A 17024-nucleotide genomic window follows, 5' to 3' on the forward strand; every position below is an offset into this window, starting at 1 on the left:
CTATAATGCCAGAATGATAACATGCGATTTTAGTGTGAGCTAGTACTGCTTGCTGTTAATTGATAATAAATTTCGACTTGGTTGCCTGCACTATTGAAGGTCACTTTTGAAGCTACTTCCCCAAGCAAGCACAAGCCTCTACCATGCTCTCTTGCAAGGCTTTGTTGATTTGCCTGTTCTTTACTAAAACCATTTCCTGAGTCGCAAACAGTAAAATATAAAGCAAGTTCTTCTGGGCAATAACGAATATCAATAATGATTAAGGCATCGGTTAAATTTGCGAGTGCCTCTTCACGTTGTTGATAATAAATTAAAAAGCCATCTTCCTGATTTTTGACCTCTGAGTCGAGACCTAACACCCCATGATCTAAAGCGTTGTTATACGCTTCTGAGAGTATCAAAAAGATATTAGCGCGATGTGCATTTAACCCTGCTACTTTGCTTATTACATCAACAACTTCCAGCACCGGATCGGTACTTTTGATTTGCTTTGAGTTCAGGCTCAATGAAAAATTAAAAGGTAATGCGGATAGCGGCTCTGATTTTTGCTCAGGCTCGCGCATTGGTAAGCAATTTAATAATACGAGGCTCAAGTCGTCTTGTTGTTTATTACCACGGGCAAATTTATTGACTCGTTCAAGTACATGCTCAGTAGAAATAGCAGGTTTTGAGGCTAGCACTTTTTTAAAGCGATGCTCACCAAAGTACTCGTCATGTGGACTAGTCGTTTCAATGATACCATCGGTTGCCATGACAATACGGCATGTGTCTTCTACTTCAATATGAATAAGTGCACGTTCGAATTCATCTTCTTCTAAAATACCCAGTGCCATATGTTGAGATTCAAGGGTACGAATAACTTCACCGCTTTGATTGATGATATAGGTATCGGGTAAGCCCCCTAGCCATGCCGAGATACTTTTTCCGGTACTGCTAAGCTCTATGATGGTTGCAGCACAAAACATGTGGCCTGGTAATAACTTACCTAATACTGAATTGATCTCTGCGGCAATATCACTCACAGACATGCCCTTACTCACCATGGTATAAAATACTCTTGAAGCAGGGAGAGCTCCAACTGCAGCGGCTAAACCATGACCAGTAAAATCACCAAGCATGCAATATAAGCTACCTAATGGGCTTTGTGCGACCAAAAACATATCGCCATTAAACATAGCCGCAGGCGATAAATGAAAATCTAAATGCTTAGGAAAAGATTGTTGGTTCTCAAGAGCATTATTAAAAATATGTTCGACAATTTCATGTTCGCGTTCGACTTGATTTTGATGATATTCAAGTTGTAGATTTTGCTCTCTTGCCTTTTGGCTTAAATTACGGATCCGGCTATGCGCTTTAATTTTCGCGTTAAGAATCACTTCTTGAAACGGCTTATGCAAAAAATCATCACCACCAACCGATAAGCAACGCTCAAAGCTCGCTTCGTCTTCTAATGAGGTAATAAAAATAATCGGTAAGTAAACTTGGCTAAAGCGCTCTTTGATAATCGCTGCGGTTTCAAAGCCGTCCATCACAGGCATAATGACATCGAGTAACACAATATCAATAGTGTGTTCTTCGAGCAGATTTAAAGCAACAAGACCGTTCTCAGCGGTATAAACACGGTAGCCCTGCTGCTCTAACATCACGGTTAATAAGCGACGATTTAAGGCAAGATCGTCTACAACCAGAATATTAAGCATCAATCAATATCGAACTTTTTATCAAAACGTGAGATTTGCAGGATTTTTTTCAGTTGCGGTTGGCAGTTACTAATTTGAATTGTTTCAACTTTGCCTGTTAGGTTTTTTTTCATGTTCAGCAACATGCCTAACGCTGAGCTGTCCATGTAATCTGTTTCTCTAAGGTCTATAACCACTTTATCGATATTGTCGTTAAGATCGGCATACGCCTGACGAAAAGATTGCACCAAATTAAAATCAAATTTTCCTTTGATTTGTACAGTTAATATAGCGCCATCAGCAGAAGTGCTGCGCGTTAAACTCATAATAAACTCCTAATAAACAAATCTTTCCTGATACTTAACTAAATATAACCGCTTAAAACAAATAAGCCAAAAATTAAAACACTTAGGATGAAATTTGTTATCATTTAGCCAAGCTTCTATAACGAGATCTACCATGAGCGATAATAATCTAGTTTATTCAACTGCAACGGGTCGCATTGAGCAACCTAAAGAAAGTAAACCAAGCCAAGGTAAAATTTTTAAAGACGGCTTTTTACGCATAGAACGTCAAACCAAAGGGCGCAAAGGTAAGGGCGTGATGTTAGTTGTTGGTATCGACAGCGAGCAGCACGACTTAAAAAAATTAGCCAAAACCATTAAAAGTAAAATGGGCCAAGGCGGTGCAGTAAAAGACGGTATCATCGAAGTTCAAGGTGATGACAGAGATAAGCTAAAAGCGATTCTCGAAGGACTAAAGTTTAAAGTTAAAATTGCAGGGGGCTAATCGCCCCCTGTTTTTGCGTTCTGTATTTTATGAATTCAACGAGTTGAGCTGTTCATAAAGTGCTGGCAACTCATCTTCAGGGATAGGCTTGCTATAGTAGTAACCTTGCACAATATAACAGTTGTTGTTTTGTAAAAACTCAATCTGCTCAATAGTTTCCACCCCTTCGGCAACAACGTTAAGCTTCAGCTTTTGTGCCATAGCAATAATCGCAGCGGTAATTTCCATATCATTACTGTCTTGTGGAATATCTTTCACAAACGAGCGATCAACTTTCAAAATATCCACAGGGAAACGTTTTAGGTAACTCAGTGAAGAATAGCCAGTACCAAAGTCGTCGATTGAAATTGATACACCCAAGGCTTTTAACTGATGCAGTTGTAAAATAGCGGCTTCAACATGCCCCATTAGCATACTTTCTGTTAGCTCAAGGTGTAAGCGTTTAGGCTCAACACCTGTTTGCTTGATGATCTTATCCAGTGTCGACACCAAGTTCGCATCTTTAAATTGACGTGCCGACAGGTTGATTGAAATATTATTCTTTAAGTCTTGGCTTGCTAAACGTGCAGCAAACTCACACGCTTCTTGCAGTATCCATGCGCCTAATTCAACAATTAAACCAGTTGCCTCAGCAATAGGAATAAACTTAGTTGGTGGGATCATCCCTTCTTTAGGATGGAACCAACGAATAAGTGCTTCGTAGCCAACCACTTGGTTATTTCTACAATCAACTTGTGGCTGATAATAAACCCTAAACTGCCCTTCGCGAATACCAGTACGAAGCTCATTTTCAATGAATAAGCGCTCGTTTGCTGCAGCATTGAGCTCTTGGCTATAGAAGTGGAAAGTATTACGCCCTTTCGCTTTTGCTTCATACATCGCAAGGTCGGCATGTTTAAGTAGCTGATCTTCTTCTTGGCTATCAAATGGTGCCATTGTGATACCAATACTGGCACTGATGATCACTTCATTGTTACCTAATTTGATTGGCTCATTAAGTGTGCGCTGAATCGTATTAGCCACTTCCATGGCATGTGTTTGATGCTCAATACCACTTAAAAGGACCGCGAATTCATCGCCGCCTAAACGCGCTATTGTATCTTCCGTACGCAAACGCTTTTTCAAACGGTTAGCCACTTCAACTAATAACTGATCCCCTGCATCATGCCCTAGTGTATCGTTGATACGTTTAAATTCATCTAAGTCAAAATAGAATAAGGCAAATGCATAATGACCACGTTCAGCCAGTGCCATTGATTTACGCAGCTGCATTCTGAAGAAAGTACGGTTAGCAAGCCCCGTTAAGGTATCAAAGTAAGCCAATTGCTCCATCTTACGCTGGCTTTCTTTTACAAACGAAATATCTTGTGCTGATGCCACGTAACTGGTGATCTCACCACCATCTTCACGAATTGGTGAAATACTTAACGAAACCCAAACTGATTGGCGTTCATTCCCTTGTAATAAGGTATCCCCGCGCCAATAATTACGGCTACGCAAATCGATATCAATATCATCGACTAAAATCGCCATTTCTTGTGAAATGATATTCAGCAGCGGCGAGCCAATAAAGTGACGCTCCTCAAAACCGGTCATTTCAACCATTTTCGGATTCACGTATTTAATCTCAAAATCTTGATTGGTGATCACCACACCGGTACCAGAGAAAGCCACAGCTTTAGATAAACGATTCGCCGCTTTTTCAGCTATTTCTTTTTCACTAATGCGCTGGTTTAAGCCATCGATCAACTTACGAATTTCAATAGCCATGTCTCTAAACGAGCCATTTAGCGTGCCAATTTCATCTTTATTAGCCTTTGGAAACTCAGTTTGTAATTGCCCTTTGCCAAAACTAACTACCGCATTAACCAACGAATGAATGCGACGCAGTACTAATTGATAAAGTGCTTGATGTAATAACAAAGCAACTAAAATAGCGTACAAGATAAACAAGCCAAAGAATTTTACTTTTAACTCTTCAAGCGCAGAAAGTGCCGACGAACGTTTTTTATAAATTCCAATATACCAATTTAGATTCTCGACTTTACGAATATTGATAATGTGAGTTTCGCCATCTTGTACGAATGAATTTGCCGACTCAGGTAACTTTAAACGAATGGTTTCAGACACTAGTTTTTGCAGATCAGGGTTTACAAAATCTTCGGTGAGTAATTTTTTACCTTCACGACCATATTGCTCAAGCGTGGTTTTATCTAAATCAGGGTGAGCTAACAGCTGACCTTTTGCATCAAACACTAACAGATGCTGCTCACGGTCACCGATAGGTAGCTGTGCCAATAAGGTTTCAAGCGCGATATCACTGCCCGTGACACCAAAAAAATCGTTATCAAGGTAGATTGGCACAAGCACACTCACCACCCACTTATGCCAAATAGTATCGTAATACACTTTTGACCACACCGCTTCTCGGCTTGGGTTAGTTGCAGCCTGAGCGTAATTGAAGGTTTCGCCTTTAGTAAAATCAAAGTCACCAGGTACATTGAGTGCCCAGTTTGGTGGCGCGATTCGAATAAAGTTATCTTTGGTGACAAGGTAAAAATTAAAGAAATCTTGAATTAAGGTCGGTGAAACGATTTTCCATAGCGATTCAGAATCGTTTATAAGCTGTTTATAAAATTCAGAATATTTATCTTGAGGGAGAAACGCAGCCGATAAGCCATCTTCTGAGGTACTACGGATACTGCCATCGAGGGCAAATTTGAGTTCTGCGCTGCGTTTACTTTGTAAATGCGATTCGTTGTGAAGGAGTTGGCTGCTTACGACGTTATTCGCCTGCTCAGCAATATTGATTTTGGTTTTGATCAAGCGGTTAAATTGACGACTCAAGCGTTCACTAGAGTGCTTTAAAAGTTCGTGCTCTTCAAACACAAGCTGTTTTTCTTCAGATTTAAGCATCAAAGCCGCAGCACATATACCTGCAATCAAACAAATCGCAGAGATCAGCAGCGACAATTTCATACTTAATGAATTCACACCAAAACGTGATGGCGGTCGTCGATACACCACAGGACTACCTTATTAATAATTGTTATTATTTATTGTGCAAAAACAAATATACCAGATTCATTTTTATATTTATAAATTTTTTATAAATATAAATGAATTTTCTGAGTAAACACCGATGTTTTCTAAATTAGCTGCGATAGGCAGTTGACTTTACATACAAGTGTTTTTACATTAGTTCAATGAAACAAATTATCTCTCGCACTTATTTTTCGTTTTTTAGCTTCTTTAGATAGAGGAGGCTTAACTGTTTGCGAGATAAATTCACCGAATAGCTAAAGCCTCCCACTTGGGAGGCTTTTTTGTTTGTGCACTGTTTTGGAATGAGGAAACCAACATGAGCATTGATACATTAAATGCGTTACGACACGATATTAATGAAATAGATTCCGACTTATTGGTGTTACTGGCTAAAAGACGCCGTATTAGCCACAGCGTAGTTGAATATAAAATTGCCAATAACAAACCAATTCGCGATGAAGCCCGCGAACAAGCATTACTCGAAAAGCTTATTAATTATGGTAAGTCGCTAGGTCTAGATGCGTACTACATCAATAATGTGTTCCAAACTATTCTTGAAGATTCTGTTTTGAATCAACAAGCAATGCTACAAAAGAATCTAAACCCTGAAGCAATGAGCGAAAGTCATCGTGTTGCTTACTTAGGTGGTCAAGGCTCTTATAGCCAATTAGCCTGCCATAAATATTTTAGCCGTCGCCCAGGTAAGCTGATTGAGATGGGCTGTTCGAGCTTTGATCAAATCACTGGCAAAGTTGAAAGTGGCCAAGCTGATTTCGGCTTACTGCCAATTGAAAACACCAGCTCAGGTAGTATCAATGAAGTGTTCGATTTATTACAACATGCACAAGTATCAATTGTCGGTGAGGTCACTCACAGCGTTGAGCACTGTTTATTAGCAATGCCAGGTACTGAGCTTTCTCACATTAATAAAATCTTTGCTCACCCACAGCCTTTTGCTCAATGTAGCCGCTTCATTCAGGGTTTAGGTGATATTCAACATGAAACCTGTGACTCAACCTTCCATGCATTACAATCAGCGGTTGAAACTACAAACAGCGCCGCTATCGGCTCAGCACAAGCAGGTAAAAATGTAGGGTTAGAGGTCGTTAAATCAGGCCTTGCAAACCAAAGCGAAAACCATAGCCGCTTCATTGTCGTCGCGCGTAACCCGTTGCAAGTATCTAAGCAAATTCCAACAAAAACCAGTTTGATTATGGCGACCAAACAACAAGCGGGTTCATTGGCTGATGCCTTGATGATTTTTAAACAACATCAAATTAACCTAGTAAAATTGGAATCTCGTCCAGTACCTGGAAACCCATGGGAAGAGGTGTTTTATGTTGACCTTGAAGCAAACCTTGATGACTTACATGTTAAGCAAGCGCTTGAAGAGCTAAAAGAACACACCCAATACACACGTGTATTAGGCTGCTATCAAAGTGAGTCTTTGCAAGCTGTTAGTGTGTAATAGCCAACCTAGGTATGATTAATGAAAAGGAGCTCGTTGGCTCCTTTTTCGTATAATTTCATCTTAGATACTTGCACCCACTGCCCTGTCTAAGCATAATCTTGAAAACAATTTGAAATTGGAACTTTCATGAATTGGTTAGCAGAATTAGCAACTAAAAGAACACCTTGGTTATTATTAGCCGTTATTTCCCTCGCATTTGAAATCACTGCGTTATTTTTTCAATACAACATGGGCCTTGAGCCATGCATCATGTGTATATATCAACGTACCGCTGTTTTAGGCTTACTTGCAGCGGGTGTGATTGGTGCAATTAACCCACAAAATATGGTTGTTCGCTTAGTCGCATTTGCCACTTGGGGTGTCTCTGCAATTTGGGGTTACTTTATTGCCAAAGAACACATTGCAATGCAAAACAATACTGACCCTTTTGCATTTAGCTGTGCATTTGAACCTAACTTCCCAAGTTTTATGCCTTTGCATGAATGGATCCCTAGCTTCTTTGCCGCTACTGGTGATTGCGGAAATATCGATTGGCAGTTTGCTTCTATGAGTATGCCAGCATGGATGGAAGTGATTTTTGCAGCATTTTCAGTGGTATTTGTGGCTATTCTAGTTAGCCGATTAGTGAGTAAAAAGTCGCTATAATGATTTATTTTTTTACTAGCCAAATCCCTGCTTTAAAAAGCTTTAAAGTAAGGCAACGCCAGCAAATTATTGCCCTTGCTTTGGCTCATTTAAGCCCAAGCAAAAAGATCATTTTATCAGTATGTAAGCTTGCCTTTTTAGCACCATTATTTTTAGGCTTGGCCTACTTTGAAGGCTGGATGCTTATTCCTTGGTTATTGTTAGCGGGCTTGAGTTACCCACTCATCACAACACCTATCGAAAACATGTTCGCATTAGCGCATTTAGACAAAGCTATCGATGAATTTAAACAGGGCGAATAACGCCCTGTTTAGGTGTATAGCCCGCTATTTATAATGTAATTTTCCCCTCAAGTTTAGCAAATAGCTTATCGCCAATTCCTTTTACTTCTTTTAATTGCTCTACCGACTTAAACGGACCTTGCTTTTTACGGTGCTCAACAATCGCTTTAGCTTTTGACTCTCCAATACCCGGTAATTGAGTAAGTTGATCTATGCTGGCTTTGTTTATACTGAGCTTTTGCATTTTAACTTGTGTTGCTTCGGTTGGTTTAACGGCGAATGCCGATGTAGCAGGTAGTAACGCAATGCTTGTGGCAAGTAAAATACTTGATAGTAATTTCATAATTTCCTCCATGATGTCCATCTTGGACAGGTAGTTAGCTATTACCCAACACTCACTCCATCGCTTGTGTTTAACTTTGGGTAACAATTTAAATAAAGCTAATGTCCCTATTATTGTCAAATTTGCTGAATAAAATTTTTCTCAAGTTACTTGCAAAGTAAGCCCCGAAGCATTACTGTATATAAAAACAGTAATCAAAGTAGCGGTATTACGCTGCAAATGCCACGCTTAAATGCAGGAGAAATCATGGCTGTTGTTGTTAAATATGTTGTAGAAAGAAACGGAGTCGAGCGCATGACGTTTACTACTAAGAAAGAAGCTGATGCGTATGACAAAATGCTCGACATTGCTGAGTCATTAGAACTAATGCTTGAAAAAGTTGATGTACCATTAAGCGAGCAACAAATTGAGTCACTGGCGCTTGAAATGGCAAAAGAAAAAGACCAATTTATGGCGGTACTTAAAGGTGCAAAAGACGCCCCAGCTAAGCCTAAAAAAGCAAAGTCAGACGACAACGTTGCTGATATAAAAGAAAAAGCGGCAAGCTAAACGCAAATTTAGATCATAAAAAAGGGCAACAGATGTTGCCCTTTTTTGTGTTTAATCAAAAACTACAGTGACGACTCAACTTCATCAAATAAGTCTGTAATTTCTTTTTTCGGCTCAGCTGTCATAAGGCTAACAACAACAATAGCAATTGTTGATAAAATAAAGCCTGGGACAATCTCATAAATGATTGCACTTAATGCTTGGCCATCAATTGTAATTGGCGCGTAAATCCAAAACAGCACTGTTGCAGCACCAACAACCATACCACTAATAGCGCCTTGTAAGTTCATGCGCTTCCAGTAAAGGCTCAGTAATACGAGTGGACCAAATGCAGCACCAAAACCTGCCCATGCATTACTCACTAAATCTAAGATAGAGCTATCGCGGTCATAGGCTAAGTAAATAGCAAATAGAGCCACCAAAATAACACTAATACGACCAACTAAAACCAGCTCTTTTTGAGATGCGCTGCGGTTTAAGTAAATCTTATAAAAGTCTTCGGTTAGTGAGCTTGAACACACTAATAACTGTGATGAGATGGTACTCATAATCGCCGCTAAAATAGCTGCCAATAAGAAGCCGGCAATTAAAGGATGGAAGATAAGCTCAGACAACACTAGGAAAATCGTTTCTTTATCATCAATTGGCATTTGGTTTTCAAGCATATAAGCAGCACCAAATAGACCTGTTAGCACAGCACCAATAGCTGAAAGCGTCATCCACGACATACCCACACGGCGCATAGTCGGCATATCTTTCACAGAACGCACAGACATAAAACGCACAATAATATGTGGTTGACCAAAATAACCAAGGCCCCATGCCATTGCAGAGATAATCGCAATCGTTGAGCCACCAGCAAACCAATCCATCATATTAAGCGCATGAATTTCTGATTCTTTTGGTGAGCTTAATAATAAGTCATAGCGTGCATTTGCAAGTGTATCCATAACTGGCTGATCAAGCATGGTAAACGTTGCAATTGGCACAGCCAGCAACGAGATAAACATGATACAGCCTTGTACAAAGTCAGTCAGGCTCACTGCTAAGAAGCCACCAAACAAAGTATATAACACGACAACACCGGTTGTGATGTACAGACCCATTTCGTAGCTCATATTAAATGAGTTTTCGAACAACTTGCCGCCTGCAACAACACCTGATGAGGTATACAAGGTGAAGAAAACAATGATTACAATCGCAGAGATCACACGCAGAATATTTTTATTATCATCAAAGCGGTTCGCGAAGTAATCAGGAATGGTGATTGAGTCATTCGCCTTTTCTGTGTAAACACGTAAACGAGGCGCGACTAGGAAGTAGTTAGCCCAAGCACCGAGTACTAGACCTATGGCAATCCAAACCTTGCTTAAACCAAACAAATACATTGCACCCGGTAGACCCATTAGCAGCCAACCACTCATGTCTGATGCGCCAGCTGAAAGCGCAGCAACACTTGGTGATAAATTACGACCACCTAGCATATAGCCTGATACATCGTCGGTAGATTGCTTATAAGCATACAGCCCAATCCCCAGCATGACGATGAAGTACATTGCTAACGAAATTATCATTCCTGTTTCCAAATTAGCCTCCAAAAGTTGTTTAATGTTGGCTTTTAATCCGAATAATGACTCGCAAGTTATTTAATTTTAAGACATTATTGGGGTAAAAACCGATATCACCCATGACTATAACATGCTTCCCCCCTACAACTCCAATCAAGCAGTTCAATGGCAGGGTTTACAATTTCAACCTTTTCATAACAAAAATATGATATTTAATCGCAAGTTATAGAATTCAATTGCAATTTATCCTAGTCTTAAGATCAGAATAAAATCAGTATTTATCCTCAAATACTCGCATTTAATTAATGCTATTTCAGGCACAATGACATATATTGCTGATGGATAAATGAATTAACCGAAGTGGACATGCCAGGACTATGTATTTTTACGCTGCACGCCAACCTATTTTAGATAAGGAAAAGAAACTTGTCGGCTACGAACTCCTGTTTAGGGATGGCGTAGATAACGTGTTTCCAGACATTGATGGCGATGAAGCAACATCACGACTCATTGAAGGTAGTCAGTTCAATTTTGGTTTAGAAGATTTAACGGATAACAAACCAGCTTACATTAATTTCACTTTAGAGACACTCCAAAAAGGCTACCCTTTATTACTGGGTAAAGAACAAGTCGTTGTCGAAATTCTTGAAACTATTCAACCAGGTAAACGTTTACTTGCTCTGGTTAAAGATTTAAAAGAGCGTGGTTACACACTGGCCCTTGATGATTACATTCATCAACCTGTCTGGCGTCATTTTTATCCGTATATCGATATGATCAAAATTGACTTTTTAACCACAGACAAAGAGTCGATTGAAGCGGTTATTGAAGCGATAAAACCTCACCCGCACATCAAGTTGCTTGCCGAAAAAGTCGAAACTTACGAGAAATACCAACTTGCCCTAGAAATGGGTTTTAGTTACTTTCAAGGCTTTTTCTTTTCAAAACCGGAGATGGTACAAAGTAAAACTTTGCCACCTTCTGAGATGGCTCTTGCCGAGCTCCTATACGAAACATCAAGTATTGATTTAAACCTTAGAAAAATCACTGAGGTGTTTGAACGTGACGTTAACTTATCTTATAAGCTATTACGCTATTCAAACTCCGCGGCATTTAAACGCCGTGCCGAAATCAGCACAATCAAGCAAGCGCTTATCGTATTAGGAAGCGAAGAAATTAAACGTTTCTTGTCGCTGTTATTTGCAGCTCAAGTATCTGCAGATAAACCTGCTGAACTGATCCGCCTGTCGCTAACCCGAGCACGGTTTGCTGAATTACTGGCAATTAGTCATGGTAAGTTACGCGATACAGGTATGGCTTTCTTAACAGGCATGATGTCATTAATGGATGCTATCTTAGATGAAGATATGCCAAGCGTTATGAATAAGTTACCGCTGACCAACGAAATTAAAGACGCTCTACTTAAAGATGAAGGCTTACTCGCTACCTATCTAAACCTTGTAAAATTCTATGAGCAAGCAAATTGGGAAAAAGCGAAAGAAATCCAACAACAGTTGGGCCTTAAGCCAGAAGAAGTACCGGACGCTTACCACGACGCATTAAGTTGGTCTAATGACCAAATGAGTGTGTTTGGAGACTGATGAATATCAATCTATTAATGCTATAAAAAATGCCAGCAATTGCTGGCATTTTTATTTGAATAATCTTAAAGATTTTCTAAGAAGTCTTCGTCAAAATCATCAGGCTCTTTTTCTACTGGCGGATTACCATCATGTAGCTCATATAATTGACGCTGGAAGTAAATATCCTTCATGAAGATATAAGGGTCTAGCGACTCATTTAATAGGCTCTCTTGTGGCATTAATGAAGCACGGGCCTCAACCGCTTTCAGCGCGAACACTAATATTGTCTGTGGTGTTGTTAACGTGATTTCAGGTAACACAAAGTTATCTACCACATCACCTGTTAGGTTTCGTGCTGTACTTGGCCCCATACCTGGGATCATCAAGTATGCGCCATCACCTACACCCCATACACCTAAGGTTTGACCAAAGTCTTCATCGACAATTTCTAAACCCAGCGATGAAGCGACATCAAAAAAGCCGAGTAAACCTACCGTAGAGTTCACTAAAAAGCGCGCTAGGCTAATACCCATATTACCAGGTTTACCTTGCAGGCCAGCATTGACCATATCTGTTGGTGCGGTGATGTTATCGGTAAAATTAACAATGCTACGTCTTACCGGTGTTGGCGTGACTGTAACGTAGCCAACAGCTGCTGGGCGAAGAATATAAGCGTCAAGCACGTCCATATTAAAATCATACATAGGACGGTTAAACGACTGTAATGGGTCTCGCTCATCCGCTTTTTCTTCAGGTATTTGTGCGCATCCTGCAAGCACTACAAAAAAGATAAAAAATATACTGTGCCTAAACATCGGCTATCCTTAAGGTATTAACTCATTAATTAGCAACGAATATTCTTTTACGTTTGCGCGCTCTAAAACATCCGACTTGCCTTCCAACTCGCCGCTAGAAGTTACCACAGTTGCATCTTTTGATAAACGCGCAGTTAAAATAATTTTATCGACACTTGATAGATTCAAGCCTTCTACCATGGCATTGCTATCACTCAACGTCACGGTTAGCGGAAAGCTATATTCGGTCATTTTTACCACAGCTAATGGCATTTGTGGACCACTGGCTGCTTTTGCAAAAACAAATAACGTGCCGTTTTGTGGCTGCGAATCTGCAAGTGCAGAGTCTAAATCAACCGTGATGCTAATTTCACTGTTTGAAGCTTCTGCGAGTTTTGTATTTGTAACTTGCTGCTCATTATTTAAATGAGCATCAATTTCAGCAATTCGCTCTGCAATCATGCTATAGCGCGGGTCGTTTTGCTGCATACTTGCAAGCAGTACTTCAAACGCAGTTTTTGCTTGCAGCCAATCTTTACGCTCATAAGCAATTAGGGCTAGCAATGAGATAGCATCAATATTGGTCGGCTCTGCTTTTAACACTCTCGATAACATAGTCGCCGCACGAGACATATTCGCATCACTGCCTTCCATTAACAGAACTTGCGAATAGCTGATCAGCACTTGCTTGTTATCTGGGTTCATTTTAAGAACCTTATCAAATGACTGCATTGCCATATCAAATTCATTTAATGACATCGCAACACGACCTAGCAGCATCCACGCCACTTCATCATCACCACTTTGATCAAGCTTGGTACGCAATGCTAAAGCAAATGCTTGCAGCTCATTCGGTGTTAACGGCTCACCATCTTGCATTACGGCACGCTCACCATACGACTTAAGGTTTGCCATCGCGTCATGCCAGCCTTTAATTTGCTGCTGACTACCCGTGTAGCCATAAAAGATAGCCGTTAAAACAACTAAAAAGCCAGCGCCAGTAAGCGCAAAAATACGGTTGTTACCTTTACTATTTAGCGCTTTTTCTGGAGACAATTCATTGAGTAAACGACGCTTTTGTTCGATAACTGACTCATCGTGCATTTGTGCATCAATACGCTGGTTATCTAAGTCAGCTTTAAGCTCGTCTAAACGTTGATGATAAATTCGGATTAACTCCGAGTTTGCATTGTGATCAAGGCGTTGAATACGTTCGCGTTTAAAAAACGGAACGACAACAAATAGCAATGCAACCAGTGTGAGTAAAACAAAAGAAGCCCACATTAATGCCATCTAGCTTTGCTCCTGACGTTGATTTTGTTCAATTAACTTTGCAAGCAGCGCCTCGTCTTGCTCTGTCCATGTTTGTTTTACAGATGCCTTACGTTGGCGTAAAACAATAAAGCCAAAGCCAAGTACCACAATTAATACTGGCAATACCCATAACACTAAGGTTGCTGGTGTTACTGGTGGATCGTAATGTACGAAGTAACCGTAACGGTCAATCATATAATCGATGACTTCATCTTTGCTTTTGCCATCTTTTACCAGCGTTAATACTTTGTCCCGTAAGTCTTTGGCTACAACGGCGTCTGAATCGGCAATGTTCTGGTTTTGACATTTAGGGCAACGCAGCTCTTTGGTAAGTTCACTAAAGCGAACAGCTTGCTCTTTATCATCAAATTGATACTTGTCTTGCTCTGCAAATGCGCTAAACGTGATAAGCAAACTTGCTAAAAAAATCACGAGTCTCATTACTGTAACTCCTGCATTAACGGTGCGAATTTGGCTCGCCACACACGCGGATTAATATCGCCGGTATGGTGTAGCAAAATAGTGCCTTGCTTATCGACTAAAAAGGTCTCTGGTGCGCCAGACACACCTAAATCAAGGGCTAATGTGCGTTTTAAATCTAAGATATTAAATTGATATGGATCGCCAGCACGATTAAGCATGCTAGTAACATCTTCGCGTAGTGCGTTAATATCAAACTGGCCATCAAAGTCAGGGTCGTAGCCTTGCTCGTAGTATAAGCCAACAATCTTAACGCCCTGCTCTCTAAGCTCGGTTAAATAGCCTAACTCAGCTAAACAGGTCGGGCACCATGTGCCCCACACATTAAGTAAGTAAACTTCACCTTTTAAATCTGCATCAGTCCAACGCTTTGACTCATCCATCAAATCTGGCAGGTTAAAAGCTGGCATAGCCTGCCCAATACGCCCTGTTTGCAGCTCACGCGGGTTAGCAAACAAACCTTGATATAAAAACACACACAGTAAAACGAAAACCAGTAAGGGTGCTAGTGCGAGTAGTTTACGGTTCATGCTGAAGCCTCCTGCTTAGTCGATTTTTGGCGATAGCGTTTATCACCAAGTACTAAAAAGCCTGCCAGTGAAATCAAGATACCACCGAGCCACATCCAACGAACATAAGGCTTATGGTAAATACGCAACGACCACGCACCTTGGCTTAATTGCTCACCAAGCGCTAGATATAAGTCACGTGTGAAGCCTGCATCAACAGCCGCTTCAGTCATAAACTGCATACCAATGTCATATCGGCGTTTTTCAGCATGTAAAACGGTTACTTGTTTATCGTTTTTCAGCACAGTGACAACACCAGCATGGCCACTATAGTTTGCGCCGCGGATAGACTTAACACCATCAAAACGATACTGGTATTCATTTAAAGCCACAGTGTCACCCGGCTTCATTGATACATCACGCTCTACTGAATAAGCAGAGGTGAGCGTTACACCTGCAATCACGAACGCTAAACCAACATGGCCTAAAACCATCGCCCAATAGCTTAGCCCTAAACGTTTAAAGCCTTCGCCTAAGGTTTTGTGAATAGTTACTTTTGCCGCTAAATCAACCACTGTAGTAACAACAATCCATACCGCTAGCGTAGTTGCAATAAAGGTAATAGGCGCAATTACGTCATAGCTTGAATATAACCACGCTGCCGTTGCAACTAGGCTAACTACAGCCGATAGTGCAAATTTGTTTTGCAACATTGACCATTTATTTTGTTTCCAGCGTAACAGCGGACCCATCCCCATTAAAATGGCAAACGGTACCAGTAAAATAGCAAACATCTTATTGAAGAAGGGTTCACCAATCGAAATGCTTCCTAAGCCAAGTTCTTTGTGGATCATTGGCAATAATGTACCTAGCAATACAATCAGTGTTGCCACAACTAAGAAAATATTATTTAGCCAAAGCGCAACTTCACGTGAGGCAAACTTATAACGGCCTTCACTTTTCACCTGCGAAACACGCAGTGCATAAAGCGATAAACCACCACCAACTACAATGGCTAAGAAAGCTAAAATAAACATACCGCGGTTAGGATCTGAGGCAAAAGCATGCACAGATACAATGATACCCGAGCGAACAATAAAGGTACCCAGTAAGCTTAACGAGAATGCTGCAATAGCCAACAATACGGTCCACGACTTAAATACACCACGCTTTTCGGTGGTTGATAATGAGTGCAGCAATGCGGTTGCCACAAGCCATGGCATTAATGATGCGTTTTCAACTGGATCCCAGAACCACCAGCCACCCCAGCCAAGTTCTGAATATGCCCACCAACTACCAATGGTAATACCGAGTGTTAAAAAACCCCATGCTGTCATAGTCCAAGGACGAGACCATTTAGCCCAGGTATTATCAAGCTTACCTGTAAGTAACGCTGCAATAGCAAATGAGAACGACACAGATAAACCCACATAGCCCATGTAAAGCAATGGCGGGTGAATGATCATACCTGGGTCTTGCAATAACGGATTTAAATCGCGACCTTCAACAGGGAAATACGGTAATAAGCGCTCAAATGGGCTCGACATTAATAAGGTGTACAGCATAAAGCCAACACCTAAAAAGCCTAGTACACCCAGTACACGAGCACGTAATACCCAAGGTAATGATTGCGAACGCATAGCGACAACTGCTGTCCAACCCGCTTGCATTACTAACCAGAGTAAAATTGCCCCTTCATGACCACCCCATGTCGAGGTTATTTTGTAGTACCAAGGTAAGGTGCTACTTGAGTGATAAGCAACATACGAAACAGTAAAGTCGTCGGTTAAACTGGCATAAACAAGTGCAGCAAAAGACAAAAGTACAAATACGAATTGTCCAATTGCCAGTGATGGGGCTGCACGCATTAAACGTAAATTGCCGGTATGCGCGCCCCACAAAGGAAAAATACACAATAGAACACTGAGCACCATGGCCAGTGTTAAAGAAAAATAACCGAGTTCTGGGATCATA

The 17024-nt window shown here is 40.7% G+C and carries 16 protein-coding genes; 6 read left to right on the forward strand and 10 right to left on the reverse strand.

Annotated elements, in window-relative coordinates; translation table 11 throughout:
• Positions 1–29: 29 nt before the first annotated feature.
• Entirely contained in the window at positions 30–1700 is a 1671-nt protein-coding gene (locus WA256_RS03630; protein ID WP_062566821.1) for an ATP-binding SpoIIE family protein phosphatase, read from the reverse strand.
• Positions 1700–2005 (reverse strand): STAS domain-containing protein, encoded by a 306-nt coding sequence (locus tag WA256_RS03635; protein WP_054562148.1) that lies wholly within the window; start codon positions 2003–2005, stop codon positions 1700–1702. Before WA256_RS03635 ends, WA256_RS03630 begins: the two co-directional genes overlap by 1 nt.
• A gap of 133 nt (positions 2006–2138) precedes the next feature.
• Between WA256_RS03635 and WA256_RS03640 the strand changes: the two genes are divergently transcribed.
• Positions 2139–2468 carry a translation initiation factor gene (locus WA256_RS03640; RefSeq protein WP_054562149.1) on the forward strand — a complete coding sequence of 110 codons (330 nt, stop codon included), beginning with the start codon at positions 2139–2141 and terminating at the stop codon, positions 2466–2468.
• A 27-nt stretch (positions 2469–2495) separates the two neighbouring features.
• On the opposite strand, the gene WA256_RS03645 is transcribed toward WA256_RS03640, so the two are convergent.
• The gene (locus WA256_RS03645; protein ID WP_105181454.1) at positions 2496–5495 is read right to left on the reverse strand and encodes a bifunctional diguanylate cyclase/phosphodiesterase; all 3000 of its coding nucleotides are present in this window, start codon (positions 5493–5495) and stop codon (positions 2496–2498) included.
• Between the two features lie 334 nt (positions 5496–5829).
• Here WA256_RS03645 and WA256_RS03650 point away from each other — a divergent pair, with 334 nt between their 5' ends.
• From WA256_RS03650 to WA256_RS03660, 3 genes are all read left to right on the forward strand, one after another.
• Entirely contained in the window at positions 5830–6981 is a 1152-nt protein-coding gene (locus tag WA256_RS03650) for a chorismate mutase (RefSeq protein ID WP_054562150.1), read from the forward strand.
• Between the two features lie 129 nt (positions 6982–7110).
• Entirely contained in the window at positions 7111–7629 is a 519-nt protein-coding gene (gene dsbB, locus WA256_RS03655) for a disulfide bond formation protein DsbB (protein WP_269408080.1), read from the forward strand.
• Positions 7629–7931 carry a DUF6170 family protein gene (locus WA256_RS03660; RefSeq protein WP_055197970.1) on the forward strand — a complete coding sequence of 101 codons (303 nt, stop codon included), beginning with the start codon at positions 7629–7631 and terminating at the stop codon, positions 7929–7931. Before dsbB ends, WA256_RS03660 begins: the two co-directional genes overlap by 1 nt.
• Positions 7932–7959: 28 nt before the next feature.
• Here WA256_RS03660 and WA256_RS03665 read toward each other — a convergent pair whose 3' ends face one another.
• A complete protein-coding gene (locus tag WA256_RS03665; RefSeq protein WP_054562153.1) occupies positions 7960–8253 on the reverse strand; it encodes a ComEA family DNA-binding protein in 294 nt (97 codons plus the stop codon).
• Between the two features lie 246 nt (positions 8254–8499).
• On the opposite strand from WA256_RS03665, the gene WA256_RS03670 reads away from it, so the two are divergent.
• Positions 8500–8802, forward strand: a complete 303-nt coding sequence (locus tag WA256_RS03670; RefSeq protein ID WP_054553324.1) for a YebG family protein — start codon at positions 8500–8502, stop codon at positions 8800–8802.
• A gap of 62 nt (positions 8803–8864) precedes the next feature.
• On the opposite strand, the gene putP is transcribed toward WA256_RS03670, so the two are convergent.
• Positions 8865–10376, reverse strand: coding sequence for a sodium/proline symporter PutP (gene putP, locus WA256_RS03675; RefSeq protein ID WP_138519590.1), 1512 nt, complete (start codon positions 10374–10376; stop codon positions 8865–8867).
• A gap of 371 nt (positions 10377–10747) precedes the next feature.
• Between putP and WA256_RS03680 the strand changes: the two genes are divergently transcribed.
• Complete coding sequence (locus WA256_RS03680; protein WP_054562155.1) at positions 10748–11971, forward strand: EAL and HDOD domain-containing protein; 1224 nt, start codon at positions 10748–10750, stop codon at positions 11969–11971.
• A gap of 65 nt (positions 11972–12036) precedes the next feature.
• Here the strand turns inward: WA256_RS03680 and WA256_RS03685 are convergent, their stop codons facing one another.
• The 5 genes from WA256_RS03685 to WA256_RS03705 are packed head-to-tail and all read right to left on the reverse strand — an operon-like array spanning position 12037 to position 17023.
• The gene (locus WA256_RS03685; protein ID WP_058586371.1) at positions 12037–12768 is read right to left on the reverse strand and encodes an MlaA family lipoprotein; all 732 of its coding nucleotides are present in this window, start codon (positions 12766–12768) and stop codon (positions 12037–12039) included.
• A gap of 9 nt (positions 12769–12777) precedes the next feature.
• Positions 12778–14040, reverse strand: coding sequence for a c-type cytochrome biogenesis protein CcmI (gene ccmI, locus WA256_RS03690; RefSeq protein WP_335989071.1), 1263 nt, complete (start codon positions 14038–14040; stop codon positions 12778–12780).
• Positions 14041–14502, reverse strand: a complete 462-nt coding sequence (locus WA256_RS03695; protein ID WP_054562158.1) for a cytochrome c-type biogenesis protein — start codon at positions 14500–14502, stop codon at positions 14041–14043.
• Positions 14502–15071, reverse strand: a complete 570-nt coding sequence (locus tag WA256_RS03700; RefSeq protein WP_054562159.1) for a DsbE family thiol:disulfide interchange protein — start codon at positions 15069–15071, stop codon at positions 14502–14504. Before WA256_RS03700 ends, WA256_RS03695 begins: the two co-directional genes overlap by 1 nt.
• On the reverse strand, positions 15068–17023 hold the full coding sequence (locus WA256_RS03705; RefSeq protein WP_175082355.1) for a heme lyase CcmF/NrfE family subunit: 1956 nt from the start codon (positions 17021–17023) through the stop codon (positions 15068–15070). The genes WA256_RS03700 and WA256_RS03705 overlap by 4 nt, the downstream gene beginning before the upstream one ends.
• Position 17024: the final 1 nt, after the last annotated feature.

Source organism: Pseudoalteromonas sp. CH_XMU1449-3, assembly GCF_037027245.1.
GTDB classification, from domain to species: Bacteria; Pseudomonadota; Gammaproteobacteria; order Enterobacterales; family Alteromonadaceae; genus Pseudoalteromonas; species Pseudoalteromonas shioyasakiensis.

What these genes read in the sequence shown, in the direction of transcription:
- WA256_RS03630 (WP_062566821.1), bottom strand. Translation starts at nt 1,700, where the DNA reads ATGCTTAATATTCTGGTTGTAGACGATCTTGCCTTAAATCGTCGCTTA.
- WA256_RS03635 (WP_054562148.1), bottom strand. Translation starts at nt 2,005, where the DNA reads ATGAGTTTAACGCGCAGCACTTCTGCTGATGGCGCTATATTAACTGTA.
- WA256_RS03640 (WP_054562149.1), top strand. Translation starts at nt 2,139, where the DNA reads ATGAGCGATAATAATCTAGTTTATTCAACTGCAACGGGTCGCATTGAG.
- WA256_RS03650 (WP_054562150.1), top strand. Translation starts at nt 5,830, where the DNA reads ATGAGCATTGATACATTAAATGCGTTACGACACGATATTAATGAAATA.
- dsbB (WP_269408080.1), top strand. Translation starts at nt 7,111, where the DNA reads ATGAATTGGTTAGCAGAATTAGCAACTAAAAGAACACCTTGGTTATTA.
- WA256_RS03660 (WP_055197970.1), top strand. Translation starts at nt 7,629, where the DNA reads ATGATTTATTTTTTTACTAGCCAAATCCCTGCTTTAAAAAGCTTTAAA.
- WA256_RS03665 (WP_054562153.1), bottom strand. Translation starts at nt 8,253, where the DNA reads ATGAAATTACTATCAAGTATTTTACTTGCCACAAGCATTGCGTTACTA.
- WA256_RS03670 (WP_054553324.1), top strand. Translation starts at nt 8,500, where the DNA reads ATGGCTGTTGTTGTTAAATATGTTGTAGAAAGAAACGGAGTCGAGCGC.
- putP (WP_138519590.1), bottom strand. Translation starts at nt 10,376, where the DNA reads ATGATAATTTCGTTAGCAATGTACTTCATCGTCATGCTGGGGATTGGG.
- WA256_RS03680 (WP_054562155.1), top strand. Translation starts at nt 10,748, where the DNA reads ATGTATTTTTACGCTGCACGCCAACCTATTTTAGATAAGGAAAAGAAA.
- WA256_RS03685 (WP_058586371.1), bottom strand. Translation starts at nt 12,768, where the DNA reads ATGTTTAGGCACAGTATATTTTTTATCTTTTTTGTAGTGCTTGCAGGA.
- ccmI (WP_335989071.1), bottom strand. Translation starts at nt 14,040, where the DNA reads ATGGCATTAATGTGGGCTTCTTTTGTTTTACTCACACTGGTTGCATTG.
- WA256_RS03695 (WP_054562158.1), bottom strand. Translation starts at nt 14,502, where the DNA reads ATGAGACTCGTGATTTTTTTAGCAAGTTTGCTTATCACGTTTAGCGCA.
- WA256_RS03700 (WP_054562159.1), bottom strand. Translation starts at nt 15,071, where the DNA reads ATGAACCGTAAACTACTCGCACTAGCACCCTTACTGGTTTTCGTTTTA.
- WA256_RS03705 (WP_175082355.1), bottom strand. Translation starts at nt 17,023, where the DNA reads ATGATCCCAGAACTCGGTTATTTTTCTTTAACACTGGCCATGGTGCTC.